General features: G+C 70.9%; 23 protein-coding genes and 1 tRNA gene. 14 read left to right on the forward strand and 10 right to left on the reverse strand.

All coding sequences use genetic code 11. The annotated features are described in order from the left end of the window. Positions 1-27: 27 nt before the first annotated feature. From OG842_RS19175 to OG842_RS19200, 6 genes are all read right to left on the reverse strand, one after another. Positions 28-1305, reverse strand: coding sequence for a cytochrome P450 (locus tag OG842_RS19175; protein ID WP_266731133.1), 1278 nt, complete (start codon positions 1303-1305; stop codon positions 28-30). Beyond that, positions 1302-2081 carry an alpha/beta fold hydrolase gene (locus OG842_RS19180; protein ID WP_328512399.1) on the reverse strand — a complete coding sequence of 260 codons (780 nt, stop codon included), beginning with the start codon at positions 2079-2081 and terminating at the stop codon, positions 1302-1304. Before OG842_RS19180 ends, OG842_RS19175 begins: the two co-directional genes overlap by 4 nt. A 118-nt stretch (positions 2082-2199) precedes the next feature. Beyond that, positions 2200-4233, reverse strand: coding sequence for an ATP-binding protein (locus OG842_RS19185; RefSeq protein ID WP_266731137.1), 2034 nt, complete (start codon positions 4231-4233; stop codon positions 2200-2202). Beyond that, positions 4230-5057: a DUF4255 domain-containing protein gene (locus OG842_RS19190; RefSeq protein WP_328512400.1), complete on the reverse strand. Its 828-nt coding sequence runs from the start codon at positions 5055-5057 to the stop codon at positions 4230-4232. The genes OG842_RS19185 and OG842_RS19190 overlap by 4 nt, the downstream gene beginning before the upstream one ends. 88 nt (positions 5058-5145) lie before the next feature. Next, positions 5146-7230: an HYR domain-containing protein gene (locus OG842_RS19195; protein ID WP_328512401.1), complete on the reverse strand. Its 2085-nt coding sequence runs from the start codon at positions 7228-7230 to the stop codon at positions 5146-5148. Positions 7231-7382: 152 nt separating this feature from the next. Continuing rightward, a complete protein-coding gene (locus OG842_RS19200; protein WP_266731142.1) occupies positions 7383-8009 on the reverse strand; it encodes a helix-turn-helix transcriptional regulator in 627 nt (208 codons plus the stop codon). A gap of 210 nt (positions 8010-8219) precedes the next feature. Between OG842_RS19200 and OG842_RS19205 the strand changes: the two genes are divergently transcribed. Further along, positions 8220-9551, forward strand: coding sequence for a COG1470 family protein (locus OG842_RS19205; protein ID WP_328512402.1), 1332 nt, complete (start codon positions 8220-8222; stop codon positions 9549-9551). A 124-nt stretch (positions 9552-9675) separates the two neighbouring features. Here the strand turns inward: OG842_RS19205 and OG842_RS19210 are convergent, their stop codons facing one another. Then, a complete protein-coding gene (locus OG842_RS19210) occupies positions 9676-10494 on the reverse strand; it encodes an eCIS core domain-containing protein (RefSeq protein ID WP_328512403.1) in 819 nt (272 codons plus the stop codon). Positions 10495-10704: 210 nt separating this feature from the next. On the opposite strand from OG842_RS19210, the gene OG842_RS19215 reads away from it, so the two are divergent. Then, a complete protein-coding gene (locus tag OG842_RS19215; RefSeq protein WP_266731148.1) occupies positions 10705-11349 on the forward strand; it encodes an HhH-GPD-type base excision DNA repair protein in 645 nt (214 codons plus the stop codon). A gap of 8 nt (positions 11350-11357) precedes the next feature. Here OG842_RS19215 and OG842_RS19220 read toward each other — a convergent pair whose 3' ends face one another. Then, complete coding sequence (locus OG842_RS19220; RefSeq protein ID WP_328512404.1) at positions 11358-12959, reverse strand: helicase HerA-like domain-containing protein; 1602 nt, start codon at positions 12957-12959, stop codon at positions 11358-11360. A gap of 102 nt (positions 12960-13061) precedes the next feature. Between OG842_RS19220 and OG842_RS19225 the strand changes: the two genes are divergently transcribed. Both OG842_RS19225 and OG842_RS19230 read left to right on the forward strand, forming a co-directional pair. Next, positions 13062-13358: a type II toxin-antitoxin system VapB family antitoxin gene (locus tag OG842_RS19225; RefSeq protein ID WP_072488263.1), complete on the forward strand. Its 297-nt coding sequence runs from the start codon at positions 13062-13064 to the stop codon at positions 13356-13358. 208 nt (positions 13359-13566) lie between these two features. Beyond that, positions 13567-14163, forward strand: a complete 597-nt coding sequence (locus OG842_RS19230) for a LytR C-terminal domain-containing protein (RefSeq protein ID WP_266733687.1) — start codon at positions 13567-13569, stop codon at positions 14161-14163. Positions 14164-14210: 47 nt separating this feature from the next. On the opposite strand, the gene upp is transcribed toward OG842_RS19230, so the two are convergent. Further along, positions 14211-14846: a uracil phosphoribosyltransferase gene (gene upp / locus OG842_RS19235; RefSeq protein ID WP_266731152.1), complete on the reverse strand. Its 636-nt coding sequence runs from the start codon at positions 14844-14846 to the stop codon at positions 14211-14213. A 103-nt stretch (positions 14847-14949) separates the two neighbouring features. Between upp and OG842_RS19240 the strand changes: the two genes are divergently transcribed. The 9 genes from OG842_RS19240 to OG842_RS19280 all read left to right on the forward strand — a co-directional run bounded on the left by OG842_RS19240 (position 14950) and on the right by OG842_RS19280 (position 20663). After that, entirely contained in the window at positions 14950-15186 is a 237-nt protein-coding gene (locus OG842_RS19240) for a hypothetical protein (protein WP_266731153.1), read from the forward strand. Between the two features lie 255 nt (positions 15187-15441). Next, positions 15442-16035 (forward strand): tRNA adenosine deaminase-associated protein, encoded by a 594-nt coding sequence (locus OG842_RS19245; protein ID WP_328512405.1) that lies wholly within the window; start codon positions 15442-15444, stop codon positions 16033-16035. A 57-nt stretch (positions 16036-16092) separates the two neighbouring features. Further along, the gene (gene tadA / locus OG842_RS19250; protein WP_328512672.1) at positions 16093-16521 is read left to right on the forward strand and encodes a tRNA adenosine(34) deaminase TadA; all 429 of its coding nucleotides are present in this window, start codon (positions 16093-16095) and stop codon (positions 16519-16521) included. A gap of 45 nt (positions 16522-16566) precedes the next feature. Continuing rightward, positions 16567-16654, forward strand: a tRNA-Ser gene (locus tag OG842_RS19255). Positions 16655-17175: 521 nt separating this feature from the next. Then, the gene (locus OG842_RS19260) at positions 17176-17340 is read left to right on the forward strand and encodes a hypothetical protein (RefSeq protein ID WP_266731156.1); all 165 of its coding nucleotides are present in this window, start codon (positions 17176-17178) and stop codon (positions 17338-17340) included. Positions 17341-17349: 9 nt separating this feature from the next. Beyond that, entirely contained in the window at positions 17350-17643 is a 294-nt protein-coding gene (locus tag OG842_RS19265) for a Dabb family protein (protein WP_266731157.1), read from the forward strand. Positions 17644-17847: 204 nt separating this feature from the next. Further along, positions 17848-18693: an RNA polymerase sigma factor SigF gene (locus OG842_RS19270; RefSeq protein ID WP_266731159.1), complete on the forward strand. Its 846-nt coding sequence runs from the start codon at positions 17848-17850 to the stop codon at positions 18691-18693. 236 nt (positions 18694-18929) lie between these two features. Beyond that, positions 18930-19796: an RNA polymerase sigma factor SigF gene (locus OG842_RS19275; RefSeq protein ID WP_266731161.1), complete on the forward strand. Its 867-nt coding sequence runs from the start codon at positions 18930-18932 to the stop codon at positions 19794-19796. A 66-nt stretch (positions 19797-19862) separates the two neighbouring features. Further along, complete coding sequence (locus OG842_RS19280) at positions 19863-20663, forward strand: hypothetical protein (protein WP_328512406.1); 801 nt, start codon at positions 19863-19865, stop codon at positions 20661-20663. Between the two features lie 40 nt (positions 20664-20703). Here OG842_RS19280 and OG842_RS19285 read toward each other — a convergent pair whose 3' ends face one another. Further along, on the reverse strand, positions 20704-20916 hold the full coding sequence (locus tag OG842_RS19285; protein WP_266731163.1) for a hypothetical protein: 213 nt from the start codon (positions 20914-20916) through the stop codon (positions 20704-20706). A gap of 520 nt (positions 20917-21436) precedes the next feature. On the opposite strand from OG842_RS19285, the gene OG842_RS19290 reads away from it, so the two are divergent. Then, positions 21437-21958 carry a MarR family winged helix-turn-helix transcriptional regulator gene (locus tag OG842_RS19290; protein ID WP_266731165.1) on the forward strand — a complete coding sequence of 174 codons (522 nt, stop codon included), beginning with the start codon at positions 21437-21439 and terminating at the stop codon, positions 21956-21958. Positions 21959-21964: the final 6 nt, after the last annotated feature.

Genomic DNA, 21964 nt, shown 5'->3' on the forward strand with positions numbered 1-21964 from the left:
ATGCCGACCCGGGACTCGGACCGGCTGTCAGGTGCCAGCCACATGCACGGGCAGCGACTTCAGACCGTTGATGAAGTTCGACACCAGGCGCCTCGGTGAACCCGCAGGTTCAAACGATGCCGGAAGAGCGCGGCACGTCTCCTCGTACAACACCCGTAGCTGCAATCGCGCGAAGTGCGCGCCGAGGCAGACGTGCGGGCCGTCGCCGAAGGAGACGTGGGGGTTCGGGGTGCGGGTGAGGTTCAGGGTGAACGGAGCCGGGAAGACGCGTTCGTCGTGGTTGGCGGAGGCGTGGAAGACGACCACCTTGTCGCCGGTGCGGATACGGGTCCCCGCCAGCACCGTGTCCTCGCGGGCCGTGCGGCGAAAGGTGAGGACCGGGGGGTGGCGGCGGAGGAGTTCGTCCACGGCCGTCGCGAACCCCACCTCGCCGTTGCACAGTCGGCGGTACTCCTCGGGGTGCTCCGCCAGGAGGTGCAGGCCGCCGGGGGCCGCGCTGCGTACGGTGTCGTTTCCGGCGATCACCAGCAGGAAGAAGAACATCTCCAGCTCGGGGGCGGTCAGTTCGGGGTCCGTGGCCAGGGACGTCATGACGTCGTCGGCGGGGTGGCGGCGCTTGTGGGCGGCCAGGGCGTGGGCGTAGTCGAACATGTCGCGCAGGGCGGACGGGGAACGCGGGTTGAGCGGTTTGCCGTCCGGGCCGAGCTCCGGGGTTCCGGCCTCGTCGGGGTCCTGGTAGCCGATGACGCGTCGGGTCCAGTGGAGGAGGAGCGCGCGGTCGGTGTCCGGTACGCCGAGCAGGTCGGTGAGGTTGAGCAGGGCGTAGTCGTCGGTGACCTGGGTGACGAGGTCGCAGGTTCCGTCGCCGGCCCGCGCCTCGGCGACCGCGCGGGTGAGCAGGGAGCGGGCGCGTTCGCGGACGACCGTCTCGAAGCGGTCGATGCGCTTCGGGGTGAAGGCGCGGCTGACGAGTACGCGCAGGCGTCGGTGGTGCGGCGGGTCCTGGTTGAGCATCATGCGGCGGATGAACGGCAGGTCGGCGGGGTCCGGGTCGCGGATCTGGGTGGCGCCCACGTACGAGGAGTACGTCGCGGAGTCCTTCAGGACCCGGACCACGTCCTCGTGCCGGGTGACCGCCCAGAAGCCGGGGCCCGCCGGCCAGCCGAGCACCTCCGGTTCGTCCTGCCAGGAGACTGGGTGGTGGTCGCGCAGGTGGCGGTAGCTGTCGTGGGGGATGCCCTGCCCGTACTGCCTGGGGTCGAAAACGTCCGGGACGGGCGTTTCGGCGGGGGCGGGACCGCTCATGCCTCCGCGTCCGCCCGCAGGAAGTCCTCCATCACGCGGATCAGGTCGAGCGGGGCCTCGTCCATCGCGTAGTGGCCGCACGACGGCAGCTCCACCAGTTCGGCCCGCGGGAACCAACGCATCCAGGTGGCGCGCTGCAACTCGGCGGACAGGGCCGGGTCCAGCGCGCCCACGACGGCGAGGGCGGGCACGGGTGTGCCTTCGACCTGGTCGTGGAAGTCCTCGCCCGCCCAGGAGTCCAGCCAGGCCCGGAACGCCTTGACGTCACTGCATGCGACCGAGCGGCGGACCATGCGGTCCAGCCAGCCCGCCGGGCGCCGGCCTCCGGTGGTGGTGTCGAGGATGATCCGGCGGTTCTGCGGGGTGTGCGCCGCCGCGGAGAAGAGTTCCCACTGCTCGGGCGGGAGAGGGAGGCCGGACGCGGGGACCGGCGACACCCCGACGATCCTGCGCACCCGCTGCGGCGCGGCGGCCAGCGTCCGCTGGATGACGGAGCCGCCCATCGAGTGACCGATCAGCGAGAACCGCTCCCAGCCGAGCCGGTCGGCCAGCGCGAGCACGTCCTCGGCCCCCTCGGCCGTGGTGTACGAGCCGGCCACGTCCCGCGCCTCTCCGTATCCCCGCAGGTCCACCACCGCGTACTGGAACGAATCGCGGTCGAGATCCGCCAGCACGGGGGCATACGCGGACCGGTCGGCGAGCCAGCCGTGCACCGCGATCACCTTGTGCGGGCCGTCACCGTGCAGTTCATGGGGCAGAACAGGCAGTGCGGTCACGCTGACTCCCGTCGCCGTACGGAGAGGAACCGGGCGATCACCGACCGGCCCTGACCACGGTGACGGCAACCCCGACTTCGCGCAAGGCTCTCTACGGGCAGGCGCGATTCCAGGGCGCTCAGGTCAGCAGCCCCAGATACGGCCCGAACTCAGACGCCAGGGTCAGCCGGCCCAGTTTCTGGTACTCGCGCTGGATCGCGTGGATCAGCGTCGGCATCGTCACCGGCTCGCCCGTGTCCGCCGCCAGGTACGCGGACGTCACCGCGATCGAGCGGATGTTGCCGCCCGCCAGCTCGAAGTTCTCCGCGCAGAAGGCGAGGTCCAGGTCCTTGCCCCGGGGGAGTACGGGGCCCAGGCAGCGCTCCCAGAGGACCAGGCGCTGTTCGGGGTCCGGGACCGGGAAGTCGATGACCAGGTCCAGGCGGCGGGTGAACGCGTCGTCCAGATTGGCCCGGAGGTTGGTGGCGAGGATCGCCAGGCCGTCGAAGGACTCCATGCGCTGGAGGAGGTACGCGCTCTCGACGTTCGCGTAGCGGTCGTGGGCGTCCTTCACGTCGGAGCGTTTGCCGAAGATCGCGTCCGCCTCGTCGAAGAGGAGGACTCCGTTCACGCCCGCCGCCTCCGAGAAGATGCGTTCCAGGTTCTTCTCCGTCTCGCCCACGTATTTGTCGATCACCGTCGCCAGATCCACCGTGTACAGGTCCAGGCCCAGGTCCGCGGCGATGACCTCCGCCGACATCGTCTTGCCGGTGCCGGAATCGCCCGCGAAGAGGGCGGACACGCCCCGTCCCCGACCACCGCCGGGGCGCATGCCCCACTCCCCCAGAACCCGGTCGCGATGTCTCGCGCGGGCGGTGAGTTCGCGCAGCTGGGCGTGGGTGTCGGGCGGGAGGACCAGGTCGTCCCAGGTGACGGTGGGTTCGATGCGGCGGGCCAGGCGGTCCAGGCCCGCCGCGTTCTGGGCGCGGGCGCCCTGGCGGACGTGGTCGGGGGTGAGGGTGCCGCCGTCCAGATGGGTGGTCTGGGCGGCGCCCCGGGCCGCACGGGTGATCTGTTCCGGGGTGAGGAGGAACGGTGCGAGCAGCCGGTCCACGTCGATGGTCCCGGGTACGGGGGCGTCGTACGCGTCGGTCCAGAGGGCCGCTCTGGTCGAGGGTTCCACGCGTGGGGCGTGCAGGAGCAGGGGCGGGGCGGCGGACCAGGCCGCGTCCCAGGGGGCCCGGCCCACCAGGATCGTGGGGACCGGGGTGCCGGTGAGCAGCCGGAGGAGCTCCGGGTGTTCGCGGCAGACGGCGTCGATCGGGGCGCAGACCACGCCCGCACCGGTCAGCCTGGCCTCGCGGACCAAGGAGCGGACCGCCTCGGCCGGTGACGGGTCCTCGGCGAGGTGCGCCAGGTCCAGCCCCAGGACCCGGTGGCCCGCACGGGTCAGCGCGGAGGCCGCGAGAGCGGTGCCCGCACCGCCCTGGTCCTCGCGGAGGTAGGCCAGCGAGGCGCCGTGGGCGAGGGCCCCGGCGAGCGGCGCCGGGTCTCCGACGCCCGGTACGGCGTGCCAGGGGGCGAGGAGGTCGGCCAGCCGGGGGTCGGGGGTGTCGTCACCCAGGAGGTGGGCGGTGACCCTGTCGGGGACGCGCAGTGCCCGGCTCAGGAACGGACGGTCCAGGTCCTCGACCAGGAGGAGGCGGCCCTCGCGGAGCGGGGCGCGGGCCGCGAGCCGGCCGCGCGCCACCTGGTCGGCGGGGGAGAGCCCGCACAGGCCGAGCGCCAGGCCGATGGACGGGCGGCGGCGGGTGACGTCGTCGTTCAGGTAGCCGTAGAACGCCTCGAAGCGGTCGTCGAGGTCCGGTACGAGCGCGATGAGGAGGATCTCGACGTCGAGGGCGGTGAGGCCGAACTCGGCGGCCAGGGAGGTGAGTCCGGTCTGTTCCGCCGGCGCCTCGACGGGGTCCGGTACGGGGTACGGGAAGGCGCGGGCCTCGTCCTCGTCCAGCAGGCGGGCGATGTTCTCGTCCGTGAGGTAGAGGCCGCGGAAGGCGTCGTCCGGGTCCGGATCGGTGAGCTGCCGGGCCTCGACCGCCCGTCGGATGCGCTGCTCCACCGCTACCGCGCGGGCGAGGAGGTGGCGCAGGTTCGGATCGCCCGCGGTGGTCATTCGGTGCTGTCCTCCGTAACGGCCTTGCGGGACTTCGTACCGGACTCGCGGGGCCCCGTACCAGTACCGGACTCGCGTGGGTCCCCGCCGGCTCCCCGGGTCTCCACGATCCGGAGGGACAGGCCGCGTCGTCGTTCCGCGTCGGGGATGCGCGAGGCGGCGCCCCCGCCCGGCCGCCCCGGGCGTCCGCCGTACACCGGGAGACCCCCGCGGCCCGGCACCGGCTCCGATACGGGCTCGGTCGGCTCGGGTACGTCCCCGAAGCGGGTCCGGAGCCCCTCGTCCCCCACCGGCGGACCCACCACATAGCTCGGCGACGCAGTCACCGGCACGCTGATCACCAGGTCGAGCGAGGGCTTCAACTCGCCGCCCAGCGCGCTCCACACGTCGGCGAACGAGCGGTCCTCCGGCGGCGGCAGCGCGATCGACATCGGTACCGGCGCCCCGATCTCGGCCAGGGTGCCCGTCAGCCGCTCCGGGGGCAGCGCCTCGTAACGGAGCAGGCAGCCGAGCAGCGAGGAGAGCAGCCGGTGTTCGTCCTCCGGGCGCTTCGTCCATGCCGTGATCAGGTACGACAGCTTGAAGAACCGGGGCGGGCGGCGGCGGGCGATGATCGTGCCGCGCTCGTCGTAGTCGTTGTGCAGACCCCGCTCGCGCCTGCGCATGTCCTCGCGGATGTCGTAGAGATACAGGTTGACCATGGGCGCGTTGACCTTCGCCGCCCATTCCCGGGTCGGGGCGTCGAAGACCACCGCGATCTGGCCGCCTTCGAGTACCTCCGCCCTGATCAGCGCCCGCAGTACGTCGTCGACCTCGTGGATCACCCGATCACTCCCGTGCGGTCATCAGCCGTGCGGTCGCCGGCCATGCGGATACCGGTCCTGCATTCACCGGCCCTGCGGTCACCGGCGCTCATGCGCGGCCCGCGAAGTCCGGTGGCTGGAGATTCCGCTGCACCACCAGGACCGGTTTCTTCAGCCGGGCGAGGTCGCGCGAGTCCGCCCTCAGCTCGCGCGGGCCGAGCTTGTCCTTGCGCAGGACCAGGACCTGGACCTCGAAGGTGCCGTCGCGGCCCACCGTGGCCGTCGCTCCTCCGGGGGTGATCCCGGTGTTCCACGTGAAACGTACGGTCGCGCCCGGCGGGTAGTCCTTGCCCCGGGCCAGCACCGGCTGGCCCGGCTTGGCGACCTGCGGGGTGACGGTCAGCGAGGGTTTCAGGACGCGCAGCCGGTCGGTGTCCTGGTTGTTGGCCTTGCGGCGGTCCGGCAGCGTGCCGCGCACGGTGGCCCGTACGTCCCCGGTGACCGCCGCGCGGTACGTACCGGTCTGGGTCACCTCGATGCGGCCGCCTGCCGGGATGGTGCACGGGTTCGCCGCTGTGCACCGGGTCAGGGCGGGCAGGCTGCGGTCCTTCCCCTTGGACGTTTCGGGCCAGGTGGAGCCGATGACCACGCCGGTCGCCGGGTCCGGACCGGCATTGGTGACGACGAAGCGGGCACGGGCCGGGCGGCCGGTGTACGTACGGTCGGGGCTGACGTCGACCTTCATCGCCACATCCGCCGAGGGCGGGACGGGGGCCTCCAGGACCTCGATCTTCGCCGTGTCCGTCCCCGTGTTGCCCGCCGAGTCCGTCGCCGAGCAGGTCACCGTGGTGCGGCCGACCGGGAAGAGCGAACCGGAGGCAGGGGTGCAGGTCACCGGGAGCGTGCCGTCGGTGGCGTCCTGGGCGGTGGCGGCGTACGTCACGCGCGCGCCCTCCTTGTCCTTGGCCCGGACGGTCAGATCGTCCACGGTGACGACCGGCGCGTCGATGTCGTTCACATCGATGTTGATCTGCTCCTGGAAGTCGGGATCGGCCGCCGCGGCCGGCCCGATCGTCTCCGCGCCCGGGGCCTGGGTGCCCATCAGGAACTGGACGGTGCAGCTCAGCCGGGTGCCCTGGGGGGCGTCCGCGGAGACGTCGATGTTCTCCGCGAAGTGCGCGGTCTCCCCGCTGGTGAGCTGCTGGGTGGGCGGGTCAAGGCTGACGGACAGATGCGGATCGCAGTTGTCCAGGCGATAGCTCACGTTGGTGGGGAGGTTGCTGAATCCGTCGATGATGGCGTCCACGACGTCATTGCCCTCGATGCCTTCGATCATCCGGCCGTTGGCGGCGGTCGCCAGTCGCAGTGCCTGGTCCGGATCATGCTTCTTGTCGTTGGGGTACTTGGGTATCTGGCCGTTGCCGTTGAGACCGTCGCCCCGGTCGCTGGTCAGGCCGACCGCGATCAGCCGCACCCCCGCGTCCTGCAGGGCGAACTCGGTTTCGCTGAATGTCCGGTTGTTGCTGGGTTCATGGCTGGACGCGTCACCGACCAGCACCACGACGGGGCTGGAGTCGGGGCGGAACACGGTTTTCCCGTCACCCCCGTTGGCCAGCTTCCACAGCGCGTAGATCCAGTCCTCCGGCGGGCCGATGCTGAAGCTGCCCATGTCGGCCTTGAGCTGGTTGACGCCCGTCTGCACCTCGTTCAGGTCGTACGTCAGCCCTTGCAGCACCTTGAAACCGGCGTCGGGGTCCACCTGCTGGTCGCCGAAGGTGGCCACGGCGAAACGCGAGTCCGGCTGCTCGTCACGGATCGCCTTCGTGATCTCGGGGATCCGCTCCCTCACCCGCCGGATCGGCGTCTCCATGCTGCCCGTACCGTCCACCAGCAGGATCACATCGGGTCTCGGCGGGATCGCCGGCGTACGCACCTGCTTGTCCACGCCCGTGGAGCCGCCCGGGTCCACCGTGTCGGTGAACTCGGCGGGCGTTACCCAGGGTTCGGGCACCGCCACCGCCGGCGCACCGGATGTGACGGCCGAGCCGGGGGCGATGCCGCTGACCACGAGCAGCAGGGCGAGGGCCGGGATCCGGAGCGCGGTGAGGGTGCGGCGCGAGGCGGACGGCCGGGCCCGGACCGATCCGTCCCGCCGCGACCGCGGCGCCCGCCGAAGCGGCTGGTACCAGCGCACGGAAGTCCTCCCCCACCCTCGCCCGATCCGGCACACCGGACGTCAGGGTCCTGTACCGGCGGCGGACGCGCAGCGGTGCGGGAGTCACACCCTCGGGAAGCCCCCGCTGCCCGAAAGGGCACCGGGGGGATCTGCCGGAGCTGCGGGTCGGCTCAGATCAGCCCCTGCCGCATCGCGTACGCCACCGCATGCGACCGGTTCCGCAACTGCAGCCTGGTCATCACCGAGTGCAGCACGTTCTTTATGGTGCGCTCGGAGTAGGCCAGCTTCGTCGCGATGTCCGCGGTGTCGTACCCCTCCGCGACCAGCCTCAGCACATCCACCTCGCGTGCCGCGAGACCGGTGAAGTGCAGGCCGCGCGGGCCGAGCACCTGCCCCTGGAGACGGCCCACCTCCTCCAGCAGCCGTCCCAGCAGGTCGGACGGGAGATGGCCCTCGCCCCGCGCCACCGTCCCGATGACCTGCACCAGATGCTCCGGGGTCGCTTCGGAGCGCCTGACAACACCGGCGACGCCGCACTCGGCGGCGCTCACCAGTTTCTGCTCGTCGATGTCCGTGGTGACCAGAACGGTACGTGAGGTGCTGGTGCGCTGGATGTGGCGCAGCATCGTCAACACCGCCTCGTCGACCGCGTCCACGACGACGACCACGATCCGGGGAGAGGCCTCGCCCTCCCCCCACTCCGTCACGCTGACCTCGGGCCGGGTCCGTAACTGGCTGGCCACGCCAGCTTGCGAGATCGGATCCTGGGCCCGTAATGCAACAGTGATGCGCTCCATGGCAATGCTCCCCCTGGGCAACAGCCGATGGCGTCACGTCGATCACAACCAGCACGGCTGTTTTCGTATGCCTCAATCGTCTGAGGCGGTCAAAAGATGCCCGCGTATCCCTACAGGGAAACAAAAAGGCCGATCCGGGCACAGAATCTGCCCGGAAGTGTTCCTTCACGGCCGATGTCGGCGTTCAACGGCGAACCTACGGTGCCGCCTATGAGTCTCACGGCAAGCCTCGACGATTCGTCCGTCACTGCCGCACCGGGCGAGGAGACGGCTCTCCCCCTGCGGATCCTCAACTCCGGGAGCACCGTCGAGGAGTACCGCTTCGAGGTGGTCGGCGCCTGTGCCGCCTGGTCGACGGTCGAGCCGGCGACGCTCTCCCTCTATCCGGGCGACTCGCAGACGGTCTCCCTCGTACTGCGCCCGCCCCGGGACTCGACCGTACCGGCGGGAGAGACGCCCTTCGGGATACGGGTGGTGCCCACCAGCGAGCAGGGCGACACGGTGGTGCCCGAAGGGCGGGTGACCGTACTCCCCTTCACCGAGACGACCGCCGAACTGGTACCGCGCAGCTCGCACGGCGCCTGGCGCGGCAGGCATCAGTTCGCCGTCGACAACCGGGGGAACGCCCCCCTCACCGTGCGGCTGGGAGCCCAGTCGGGCACGGAGCGGGCACGGGTCTCGTTCGCGGCGGACACACTGGTGATCGCGCCCGGCCGGGCGGAGTTCGGGAAGGTACGGATCCGGCCCGCCAAGCGCGTGTGGCGCGGCATCCCGGTCACGCATCCCTTCCAGCTGGTCGCCACCCCGGAGGTGGCCGAGGGCGAGGCCCCGGTCGCACCCGTGCTCGTCGACGGCTCGTACCAGCAGGAACCGATCCTGCCGCGCTGGCTCCCCCGGGCGCTGATCACCGCGGCCGTTCTGCTGATCGCGCTGGTGGGGCTCTGGTACGCGCTGCTGCGCCCGGCCGTGAAGTCGGCGGCCCGCGAGGCGATCACTCCGGACGCGGTACGGTCCGCCGCCGCGGCCGACAAGAGCAAGGCACCCGAGAAGGGGTCCTCGGCCGGTGCGGCGTCGGGCGGGGGCGACTCGGGCGACTCCTCCGGGGCGAACGGGGGCTCGCCGAAGCCCAGCCCCTCACCGAGCCCCGGTGCGGAATCCGACGCGTCGGCCGCCGCCCCGACCAGTGCTCAGGTGCAGGTCAGGGACTCGGTGGGTGGCGGGTCGAACACCTCGACGGCCCTCCAGGTGCCCGCCGGGCACACGTTCCAGCTGACCGACATCGTGGTCCAGAACCCGCAGGGCGACGCGGGGACGCTCGTGGTCTCCTCGGGCCGGGACGCGCCCGTGCTCCGGCTGGCGCTGGAGAACTTCCGGGACTCGGACTACCACTTCGTCACGCCGATCCTGGTGCCCGCCGGAGGCAAGGTCACGATGACCGTGGACTGCCGGAAGATCGGCAAGCCGGTGAACGCGCCGACGCCTTCGCGGTGCTCGGAGTCGCTGTTCCTCGGCGGCACGATGAAGACGGAGGCTGCGGACTGACGGGGCTGGGCGGGGCGGAACCGGATGGGACAGGCGGGGCAGCGCGGCCCGCAGCAGCAGGCGCTGCCCACCGGGGCGCCGTCCACCGAAGCCCGGCCCACCGGGGCGCCGCCCCGCTCCTCCCTCACTCCGGCGGAGCCTCTTCCTCCTCCTCGGCCCCTTCCTTCGCACGCTGCACGAACGAGCCCTGCACATCGGCCGGTTGCTCGTCCTCGTCCTCCGTCGCGGCCCGCTGCACGGACGCCGCCGAAGCCGGCGCCGAAGCGGGAGCCGAATCCGAAACGGGGGCCGACGCCGGAGCCGGGTCCGACAGCACCCGGTCGGCATTCGCGACGGCCTCCCGCTCGAACCGGTCGGAGGGGTCGCTCACCCGGATCCCGCCCGCCGCCTCCGTACCGTCCACCGGGCCGTTGCGCTGCTGGATCACATGGGTCAGCTCATGGGCCAACGTGGTGCGGCCCTGCGGCGAGGACGGGTCGTAGGCGTCCCGCTGGAAGACCACGTTGTTGCCGACGGTGTACGCGTGGGCGCCCACGCCCTTCGCGGACTCGTGGGCGGCGGAGTCCGTGTGGATGCGTACGTCGGAGAAGTCCGCCCCCATCCGCCCCTCCAGGTCGGCGCGGGTGTCGGTGTCCAGCGGCTGCCCGCCGCCCGACGAGACCACGTCGTGCACGGGGGAGCGCTCTTCCTCCTCCTTGCGCTGGAGCATCGACCCCACGGCGCTGTTGCCGACCGCCCGTTGGAGCACGCTCATGCCGCCGGCCCCGACCACATCGGGCCGCCCGGCCGCCGCCGCACGGTAGAGGTGCGGGGTGCCCGCCGGCTCCCGGCCCTCGGACGCCCGCGACGCGTGCACCGGCTCGTCGTGTTCATGCCCGTGCCCGTGATCCCGCTCGTGGTCGTGGTCGTGTTCCTGGTCCCATTCCGGTGCGTGCATCGTCATCTCCCCTGACCGCGCCCCGGTCGAAGGCGCGTCGTGATGGCCTCACCACTCCACCTTCACGAAGCCCCACTGCCCCGTCCAGCCCGGACCCCGCCGGCCGGGGGCAGCCGGTGCTGCCCCTTCGGGCAGCCGCTCCGTCCGTACGGCAAACGGCTGCACCGGCGGGCAGTGGAGTGGCCGGGCCGCACCGCCGTCGGGATGATCGGTGGCATGACCAAGAGCGACGTGGCCAAGAGCGACAAGGACAGCGACAAGGGCCAGGGCATCACCCTGCGGATCGCCCAGGAGCCGAAGGCGGACGAACTCCTCGCGCGCAGCCCGCTCGCCGCGCTGGTGGGCATGCTGCTGGACCAGCAGGTGCCGATGGAATGGGCCTTCTCCGGCCCGTACTCGCTGGCGCAGCGGATGGGCGGCGACGATCTGGACGCCCATGAGATCGCCGTCCACGACCCGGAGGCGTTCGCCGAGCTCTTCACCACGAAGCCCGCGCTGCACCGCTATCCCGGCGCCATGGCCAAGCGGGTCCAGCAGCTGTGCCAGTACCTGGTGGCGGAGTACGACGGCGACGCGAGCGCGGTGTGGACCGATGTCTCCGACGGGGCCGAGCTGCGGAAACGACTGAACGCGCTGCCCGGGTTCGGTACCCAGAAGGCCCAGATCTTCCTGGCGTTGCTGGGCAAGCAGTTCGGGGTCCGACCGAAGGGCTGGCGGGAGGCGGCGGGACCGTACGGCGAGGCCGGCTCGCACCGGTCGGTCGCCGACATCACCGGCCCGGAATCGCTCGCCGAGGTCCGCGCGTACAAGCAGCACGCGAAGCAGGCGGCCAAGGCCGCCAAACGCGCCGCCGAAAAGTAACCCCCCTCCTACCGCCTGCGGCGGGCCGTGCCGAAGAGGGACCGCGAGATCTCCCGGCCCAGCTGCGTACCGACGGTCCTGGCCAGCGACCGGAACATCCCGCTCGCCACCACCTGCTCGACCAGCGAGGCATCCTCCTCGGCCGCCTTCCCGGCCCCGCGCGCCCCCTCACCGCGGACCGCCCCCTCCACAGCGGCCCGGTCCGCGGCCCCGGCCGCCTCCGCCTCGGCCTCCTGACCGGCGCTCAGCTTCTCGTACGCCGACTCCCGGTCCACCGCCTGCGCATAACGCCCGTACAACGACGACCCCTTCACGGCAGCTTCGAGCTCCGCCGCCGGCCACGGCCCCATCAGCGACCGCGGCGCCCGCAGCCGGGTCGCGGCGACCGGCGTCGGCGCACCGTTCTCGCTCAGCACCGTGATCACGGCCTCACCGATGCCCAGCCGCGTCAACAACTCCTCCAGGTCGTACTGCGAATGAGGGAATGTCTTCACCGTCGACCGCAGCGCCTTCGCATCGTCCGGGGTAAAAGCGCGCAGCGCGTGCTGCACCCGGTTCCCGAGCTGCGCCAGCACCTCCGCCGGAACGTCGCGGGGCGTCTGCGTGACGAAGAAGATGCCGACGCCCTTGGACCGGATCAGCCGCACCGTCCGGGTGATCGACTCCAGGAACGCCTTCGAGGCCCCGTCGAAGAGCAGGTGTGCCTCGTCGAAGAAGAAGACGAGCTTCGGCTTTTCGAGGTCGCCGACCTCCGGCAGGTCGTGGAAGAGGTCGGCGAGCAGCCACATCAGGAAGGTGGAGAAGAGCTGGGGCTTGTCCTGCACCGCCGCCGGCTCCAGTACGGAGACGAGCCCGCGCCCGTCCGGCGCCCGGCGCAGCAACTCGGCGGTGTCGAACTCCGGTTCACCGAAGAAGTCGCCCGCGCCCTGCTGCTCGAAGGCGGTGACCGACCGCAGGATCACCCCGGCGGTGGCCGTGGACAGGCCCCCGATCCCCTTGAGCTCGGCCTTTCCGGTGTCCGAGACGAGGAAGGCGACCACGGCCCGCAGGTCCTTGAGATCGATCAACTCCAGGCCCTTGGCGTCGGCGTAATGGAAGATCAGGCCGAGCGACTGCTCCTGTGTCCGGTTGAGCTCCAGCACCTTGGACAGGAGTACGGGGCCGAAGCTGGTGACCGTCGCGCGCAGCGGGATGCCGGGGCCGATGCCGCCGAGTGCGTAGAACTCGCACGGGAAGCCCTCGGCCTCCCACACCTGCCCCACCTGCCCGGCCCGTTCGGTGACCCGGTCGCCCGGGGCGCCGGGGGCTGCGATGCCCGAGACGTCGCCCTTGATGTCGGCGAGGAAGACGGGGACACCGCCCGCAGAGAGCTGCTCGGCGATCAGCTGGAGCGTCTTGGTCTTTCCGGTTCCGGTGGCGCCCGCGACCAGTCCGTGCCGGTTGAGCATCGCCAGCGGGATCCGGATCTGCGCGTCCGGCAGGCAGGTTCCGTCCCAGAGCAGAGCGCCCAGATCGAGGGAAGCCCCGGAAACGGCGTACCCGGCGGCGATCTCCCGGGCCGGCTCCGGCAGCACACCGGCGCTTTCGGCCGTGTTCTCGCTGTCACTCATCAGGGCCCCATTCCGAAATGCCTGGATTTGCGGCGTTCTTCCCAGGATCGCAGTACTGCCCCATGGCTGCGCCCGGAGGCTCTTGCCCGGTAGGCTTTCCGTGTGATCTTCAAGCGCATCGGAAATGGGCGGCCTTATCCCGACCACGGCCGGGAAAGCACCCGGCAGTGGGCGGATGTCGCGCCGCGCCCGGTCCGCCTCGATCAGCTGGTGACCACCAAGGGCAACCTGGACCTCGAAACCCTCCTCGCCGAGGATTCGACGTTCTACGGTGACCTGTTCGCGCACGTCGTGAAGTGGCAGGGCGACCTCTATCTGGAGGACGGACTGCACCGCGCGGTCCGCGCCGCGCTTCAGCAGCGCCAGGTACTCCACGCCCGCGTGCTCGAACTCGGCTGACCGGAGCGAGTCCCGTCCACGGCCCCGGCCGTCCCGTCAACGGACCGTCCCGCCCATGGACCGTCCCGTCCCTGTGCGACCCACGGGCCGCTCCGGGGTTCGTTCGGGTGCTTTCGCACCCGGACGGGTGCGATCCATTGATCATTTAGTAGGCATCATCACCGGGCCGCACTACGCTGCGCCCATGAGCATGCTCACTCCCCCCGGCATGGGCGGAAAGTACCGCATCACGGGCGACAAGTACCCGCGGATGCGCCGCCCCCGGCGTCGCGGCAAACTGATCCTCGCTGCCACCGCCTCCGTGGTCGCCCTCGGGCTGGCCGGATGGGGCACGATGCAGCTCATCGACGTCTTCACCGGCGGCGACCGGAAGGCCAGCGCCGCCGACCACAAGACGGACTGCCCCACCGCCAGACCGTCCGCACCCGCGAAGGCGCTGCCGAAGCCCGCGAAGATCACCGTCAACGTCTACAACGCGACACCGCGCAGCGGGCTCGCCAAGAAGGCGGCCGAAGAGCTGAAGAAGCGCGGCTTCACCATCGGCAAGGTGGGCAACGCCCCGGCCGCGTACGACAAGAAGGTCCCGGGCCCCGGGGTGCTGCTGGGCGCCCCCTCGGCCACGAACGGCCCGTTCCCGGTCCTCGGCACGCAACTGGTGGGCGCCACGCCGAAGACCGACGCCCGCAGGACGGCGGACGTCGATCTGATTCTCGGTACGAAGTTCAAGACGTTCAACACGCCCCAGTCGGCGGCCGCGGCCCTCGCCGCCCTGACGAAGCCGGCCCCCGCACCGTCGTCCTGCTGACGGCCGCCGGGGCGACCCGGCTGCCGTCAGCACGAACCACTCCGGCCCTAGTCGGCCGTGCCGTACATCCGGTCGCCCGCGTCGCCGAGGCCGGGGACGATGTAGCCGTTCTCGTTGAGCCGCTCGTCGACCGAGGCGGTGACCACGGTCACCGGCGTACCGGCCAGCTCGCGCTCCATCACCTCGACGCCCTCGGGCGCGGCGAGCAGCACGACCGCGGTGACGTCGTCGGCGCCGCGCTTGATCAGCTCCTGGATGGCCGCGACCAGCGTGCCGCCGGTGGCCAGCATCGGGTCCAGGACGTACACCTGGCGGCCCGAGAGGTCCTCCGGCATCCGGGTGGCGTACGTCTCCGCCTGGAGCGTCTCCTCATTGCGGATCATGCCCAGGAAGCCCACCTCGGCGGTCGGCAGCAGCCGCACCATGCCGTCGAGCATGCCGAGGCCGGCCCGCAGGATCGGCACGACCAGCGGCCGCGGGTGCGACAGCTTCACACCGGTCGTCGGTGTGACCGGGGTCTCGATGTCGACCTGTTCGGTGCGCACGTCCCGGGTTGCCTCGTAGGCGAGCAGGGTGACCAGCTCGTCGGCGAGCCGCCGGAAAGTCGGGGAGTCGGTGCGCTTGTCGCGCAGGGTGGTGAGCTTGTGCGCGACCAGTGGGTGGTCGACGACGTGGATCCGCATGGGCTCAACAGTAACCGTGCCTCCCGCACCCGTGCGCTGGCATCAACCGCATGTTCGGGGGGAAGGTGGGGGCATACGGACCCAGCCTTGGGGTGATGAGCCGATGCCGGACGGGGAAAAGCGGAAGCGGGACCGGCAGGACGCGCCGGACCCGCGGGACCGGCAGGACGCACAGGCCCAGCAGGACCCGGAGGAGAGCGACGCGGCACGCCGCAGGCGGCGCGCCCAGTTCCTGCGCGAGCTCCACGAGGCGAAAGCCCTCCGCGACCGGGTGCAGCCCCGCCGCGCCAGGGCGGCCCGGATGCGCCAGGCCATGCGCATGCGCACCTTCCGCTGGTAGCCGGCGACCGTCCTCCGACACCCCCGGCGACGGCACCCGGCATTCCCCGGTGACAGCCCCCGGCACCCCCGGCGACAGCGCCCGGCATCCCCCTGGTGGCGGCGTCCGGCAGAACTGATGGCCGACTCAGCGGCCGAACTCCTCTCGCGAAGCCCTTGTTTCTGCCACGATTCCGATGGGCGGGACCCAGGACAGCCGGACCACCGACTGCCCTCCCGCCGGACCGACACCCCTAAGACCAGTGGGAGAGTCACGGTGTACTTCGCCGCACTGCTCGCGCGCACCGAAGACGGGTGGGAAGCGAGCGACACGGAGCTCGACGATGTGGAGACCCTGTCCGACCTGACGGATCTGGCCCGTGAGGCCTCGGTGGACGAGGACACGGTGCTCGTCTTCATCGAACAGGAGGACGCCTGGTTCGGCGTCGTCCGGGTGGACGGCGAGGACGATCCCCGGATCTTCGTCTCCGACGCCACCGCCGCCGCACGCTCCTCGTACGGGGAGATCCTGCTCACCGACGAACTGCTCGGCCGCGAACCCGGGGCCGAGGACACGATCGCCGCCCTCGAAGAGCTCGTCGGCCTCGACGACCCGGAGGACGGTGACCCGGACACCACCCCCGACAACAACGACACCGACACCGACGACACCGACAACGACGACACCGACAACGACAACGATGACGACGGCTTCGACGCCGACGCCGTACCGGCGGGCCCGCTCGGCGACACCCGGATCCTGGCCGACCTCGGACTCCCCGAGGCGGAACTGCTGATGCTGCGCACGGACGCCATGGTGGAGATCGCGGACGCGCTGGGCGCGGCCGAGGTCCTGGAGACCGTCCGTTAGGGTCCGCGGGTGAGCGAACCACCGCACGACCCCGTGAGAGACCCGTGGCGGGCGCACATGCGCCGCGCCCTGGCCGAGGCCGAGCTGGCGGCGGCGGCCGGCGATGTGCCGGTCGGCGCCGTCGTGCTCGGCCCGGACGGCGCACTGCTCGCCACGGGCCACAACGAACGCGAGGCCACCGGCGACCCGACCGCCCACGCCGAGGTCCTCGCCGTCCGCAGGGCAGCGGCTGCCCTCGGACAGTGGCGCCTGACCGGCTGCACCCTGGTCGTCACCCTGGAGCCCTGCACGATGTGCGCGGGCGCCCTGGTCCAGTCCCGCGTGGACCGGGTCGTCTACGGAGCCCGCGACGAGAAGGCGGGCGCGGCGGGCTCCCTCTGGGACGTCGTACGCGACCGCCGCCTCAACCACCGCCCCGAGGTCATCCACGGCGTCCTGGAGCAGGAGTGCGCGAGCCTCCTGACGTCCTTCTTCCGCACCCCCTGAGAACCGATTTCTGTCCACGGCCCGCCATGGTCTAAGCTCTCTCTCGGTAGCGTGTCCGAGCGGCCGAAGGAGCTCGCCTCGAAAGCGAGTGTGGGGAAACTCACCGAGGGTTCAAATCCCTCCGCTACCGCCATCGACGCCCTCCCGAACTGCGGAAACGCAGCACGGGAGGGCGTTCGCGCGTTACGGGGACGACGAGACCGCCCCATCGGCTGCCGCGTGGACGATGCGCGCCCCGGACCCTTGCACACGACTGTGGCCCCGCACGACGGATGTCGTGTCGGGGCCACGGTTCCCCCGGTTCCTCCGCGCTCAGGTCGGGGGAAGCGGCATCGGGGGGACAAACCGCTTCCCCCGGTGAGAACGGGCCTCCGGCCCTCGTCGCGGTCAGGGGGGTGACCTGCGGCGGGGATCCCACAGTGGGGCCCGTTCCGAGCCCTTCGGATTCCTGCCGTGTCCGCCGGGCTCACCGTCCATCCTGCTCCAGCTCAGTGGCCGTGCGGGCGGGCAAAGGGCCTTGATCGCCGGGTCCTTGGTCCTTAAAGGCTGTGTGAGGGGTCGGACAACCTCCCCGGGAGGCGGTCATTCGTGTGGATAGACTCGCCCGACTGCACAAAGGATCGAACCAGGGGATCGAAGGGGACGCGGGGGCTGATGGTGCAAGCGAAGAAGATAGCTCTCTACGTGGTAGTCGTCTTCGTGGCGTACACGATCATCGCCTCTCCGGAACGGGCGGCCGAGCTCGTCCAGGTAGGGTTCGAGGGCGTTTCGAGTGCCGCACAGAGCGTCGGCGACTTCATGTCCGAGCTCGTGAAGTAGGAGTACACCGTGATCCGCCATCTGGTCCTGTTCAAGCTGAACGACGGCGTCGAGCGGGACGACCCGCGGGTCGTCGCCGGGGTGAAGGCCTTCCAGGAGCTGGAGGGGCAGATCCCCGAGCTCGCGTTCTGGGAGTGCGCCTGGAACATCACCGACCGGCCGATCGCGTACGACTTCGCCATCAACTCCGCGGTCGCCGACCAGGACGCCCTGAAGCGGTACATCGAGCATCCCGCGCATCAGGCCGCCGCCGGGCAGTGGCGCGAGTTCGCCACCTGGGTGATCGCCGACTACCCGTTCTGATCCGGCCCGGCCCGCCATACGGGCCGGACCGTACCGCCACTGAGCCCCTCACCATTGCGGTGAGGGGCTTTTTTGGTGTTTAAACCAAGTTGAACCCAACACGACGCTATACGGTGCTTGCACACAGTGGACATGTCTTGTGATGCTATGACCGCTTTTGACAGATGAGTTGACCGAAGTTGACTGCAAAGGGGTGGCCCCATCGTGCCGGCCAGTACAGCGCCTCAAGTGCCTCCCCAGTCCGTCCAGACCGAGGCGCCCGACAGTACGACGACGCCCGCCAGGACCCGCGGCGCGGACACCCGGGCGCTCACCCAGGTGCTCTTCGGCCAGCTCAAGGACCTGGAGCCGGGAACCCCGGAGCACGGCCGGGTGCGGGCGGCCCTCATCGAGGCGAACCTCCCGCTGGTCCGGTACGCCGCGGCGCGGTTCCGCAGCCGCAACGAGCCGATGGAGGACGTCGTCCAGGTCGGCACGATCGGCCTGATCAACGCCATCGACCGGTTCGACCCCGAACGCGGCGTCCAGTTCCCGACGTTCGCGATGCCGACCGTCGTCGGTGAGATCAAGCGGTACTTCCGGGACAACGTACGGACCGTCCACGTCCCCCGGCGCCTGCACGAGCTGTGGGTCCAGGTCACCGGCGCCACCGAGGACCTGACGACCGCTCACGGCCGCTCGCCCACCACCGCGGAGATCGCCGAGCGGCTGAGGATCTCCGAGGACGAGGTGCTCGCCTGCATCGAGGCCGGCCGCTCCTACCACGCGACATCGCTGGAGGCCGCCCAGGAGGGCGACGGGCTGCCCGGGCTGCTGGACCGGCTCGGCTACGAGGACCCGGCGCTCGCCGGGGTCGAGCACCGCGACCTCGTCCGGCATCTGCTCGTACAGCTGCCCGAGCGCGAACAGCGCATCCTTCTGCTGCGCTACTACAGCAATCTGACGCAGTCCCAGATCAGTGCCGAACTGGGTGTCTCCCAGATGCATGTGTCAAGACTGTTGGCCCGAAGCTTCGCCCGACTTCGATCCGCAAACAGGATCGAGGCCTAACCGGATCGGGTAGAACACCAGAAGTCCCGTTCCCAGCGGCCCGAATGGCCCACACCCCCTGTTAACTGCGCAGACGTCACAAAGACTTGTCGACATGTCACTACAGCGTGTTGCCGACATGTGACATTCTGCGGGAACCGCGTTTGCCGTGGCCTCGCCTCCGGTATTCAGGTGGAGGCTGCGTTCCTCCGATGGTCGCGGCTCGACGCGACCGTCCGCGACCTCAAGGGGGTGGCATGTCCGCAGAACAGGGCAGCTCGAAGGTGCTCACGCTCACGAAGAGCGAACCCGCACCCGTTGTGCTCACCAGCTCGCCGGAAGCCATCGACACCCGCACTCTGTCCCGCTCCCTGTTCCTGCGGCTCGCCGCGCTGGGGCCCGCACCCGGCCCGGATGGAACGGACAGCCCGGAGCGTGCCTACGTACGGGACACACTCATCGAGCTCAACCTCCCGCTGGTGCGGTACGCCGCGGCGCGGTTCCGCAGCCGCAACGAACCGATGGAGGACATCGTCCAGGTCGGCACGATCGGCCTGATCAAGGCGATCGACCGGTTCGACTGCGAGCGGGGCGTGGAGTTCCCGACGTTCGCGATGCCGACCGTCGTCGGGGAGATCAAGCGGTTCTTCCGCGACACCTCGTGGTCGGTGCGCGTCCCGCGCCGGCTCCAGGAGCTGCGGCTCGCGCTGACCAAGACCAGCGACGAGCTCGCGCAGAAGCTCGACCGCTCGCCGACCGTGCCCGAGCTGGCCAAGGCGCTCGGGGTCTCCGAGGAGGACGTGGTCGACGGGCTGGCCGTCGGCAACGCGTACACCGCCTCCTCGCTGGACTCGCCCTCGCCCGAGGACGACGGCGGCGAGGGCTCCCTCGTGGACCGGCTCGGCTACGAGGACTCGGCCCTGGAAGGCGTCGAGTACCGCGAATCGCTCAAGCCGCTGCTGGCCAAGCTCCCGCCGCGCGAGCGCCAGATCATCATGCTGCGGTTCTTCGCCAACATGACCCAGTCCCAGATCGGCGAGGAGGTCGGCATCTCGCAGATGCACGTCTCGCGCCTGCTGACCCGTACGCTCGCCCAGCTCAGGGAAGGACTCATCGCCGACTGACGCCGTGGACTCCCGTACCGGAGCACAAGGGTTCCGATTTGACGGACCGTCAGCCACACTGGCGCGATGCGACGTCAGATGCTCGGCTCGAACGGCCGCCGGGGCACCGTGATCGCCGCCTCGGCGGCTGTGCTGTGTCTGGGTGGCCTACTGGCCGCCTGCGGCGGAGACGCGGCGGACGAGGGCTACGTGGCGCTCGGCGCGGCGGGAACGGACACCGGAAGAACGCCGGGCGGGGCGGTGGCGCCGTCGGGGAAGGTGACGCTGGTCCCGCTGGACCGGGACGGGAAGGGCCGCGACCCGGGTGGTGACCGCGGCCTCGATTCCGGCGCGGGGCGCCGACCCGGTGAGAGCCGTGATCCCGGCAGCGGTGATGGCGGTGGCGGGGGTGGTGATGGCGGCCCGGCCCGTGGTTCCGGGGGCACGGGCGGTGCGACTCCCGGGCCGTCCGGCTCGCCTGCCACACCCGGCAGACCCTCCGCACCCGGCACATCCGGCCCCGGAGGCGGATCCACCGGGCCCGTGACGCCTTCGGCGCCCGGATCCGGCACACCCGCGGGGCCCGCCGTACTGGCGGTGGGCGACCCCGTGCGGGCGGCTGCGGACGAGCGCTGGTGCGAGAAGGTGACCGTGGAGTTCCGGAACACCGGAGGATCACCGGCGCGGGCGGGGACCGTCACCTTCGCCACGCATGTGATCGGCGCGCTGGGGGTCGACTGGGCGACCATCGAGTCGACCGGGCCACTGCCCGCGCCGATCGGCGCGGGAGCGGCGCGGACGGGGACGTACACCGTCTGTGTGGACGCCTGGCGGGTGCCCCTGGGGATGCATGTCGAGACCCGGGACGTGACCGCCGTATTGAAGTGACGGGTGGATGGGGGCGGGGTGCGGTGACCGGCGGCGCCGGTCAGCCGAGCGCGAGCCAGGCGACCGCCGCGAGGGCGACGATCACCACGACGACGGCGGCGATCACCCCGACGCGCGGTCCGGACGAGGTGGCGGCCGGCTGCTGACGGCGCTGCGGCTCGCCCTCGTCGACGAAGGCGCGGAACATCTGGGTGCTGCCGGCCGGGTCGTGGTTGCCCTCGGGGCCCTGCGGGGCGTGGGGGTTATGTGCCATGGGCCAGGACCCTAGCGAACTCGGCGTTGCGGCCCAACCCCCGGGTCGGGGAAGGGCCGAGGCCAGGGCCGGGAGCCGCGGAGGAAGCGGCCGGTACGCCACTGCCGAGCGGGGTCCTGCGCAGTGGGTCGCGAGGGTGTGCCGGGGCGGATCCAGCCACGTACACAGGTCAGTTGTGGGATCCGGCGCGGGCGGCTTGCGGCAACTCGCCTTTTCTGTGCGGCACTTGCGGTGCGCGCCGTCCCCGGGCGGGGCGCGTCCCCATGCCCACCGCGCACACGGAGTGCCCGTTCCTTCACACAGCGGCCCCGTCCGGAGCGTGCCCCGTCCGCCCCGCCTGTGGCATGACACACACCCCGCATCACCCGCACCCCACACGCTGGGGCTTTGACCCGAGCCGTACGTAGCCTTTTGCTTTCCTTTACTTCTGCAAGCCCCTTTTCGTTTGCCTGCAGCAACCAACGGCTTCTATGGTTGCCCTAAGCAACAAGATGAACCGGTGAGATGTCTGGGGGTCCCCATGGCCGCACGGAGTCAGTACGAAGAACTGGCCCGGCAGCTGAGTGCCGTAGGGGCTGTCAAAAGGGGTCTCGCCCGTATCCTGCCCGCCGAATGTCCGGGTGGCTCCGCCGCCGTGCTGGCTCTTCTCAGGCAGCACGGCGAGATGCGGATCACCCGACTGGCCGAGCTGATGGACGTCGACATGTCGGTGACCAGCCGTCATGTCGCCCATGTCGCAGAGCGTGGCTGGATCGAACGGTCCCCGGATCCGGCGGACAAGCGGTCCCGCATCCTGCGGCTGACCCCCGACGGACAGGACGTGCTCGGCGACCTGAACCGGCGGACCACCGAGATGTTCGCCCACAACCTCTCCGACTGGTCGGACGACGATGTCGGCCAGCTCAACGCGCTGTTGGCCCGGCTGCGCGACAGCTTCGTCTGTCGCGCGCCCAGCGGGTGCGGCCCCGGAAAGCACAGCGGCGACTGCCGTTCCCGGCACCCCCACAGTGACAACGCCGCACACACCCGTACACCTGTGTAACAGAAG

Source organism: Streptomyces sp. NBC_00376 (genome assembly GCF_036077095.1).
Classification (GTDB): domain Bacteria; phylum Actinomycetota; class Actinomycetes; order Streptomycetales; family Streptomycetaceae; genus Streptomyces.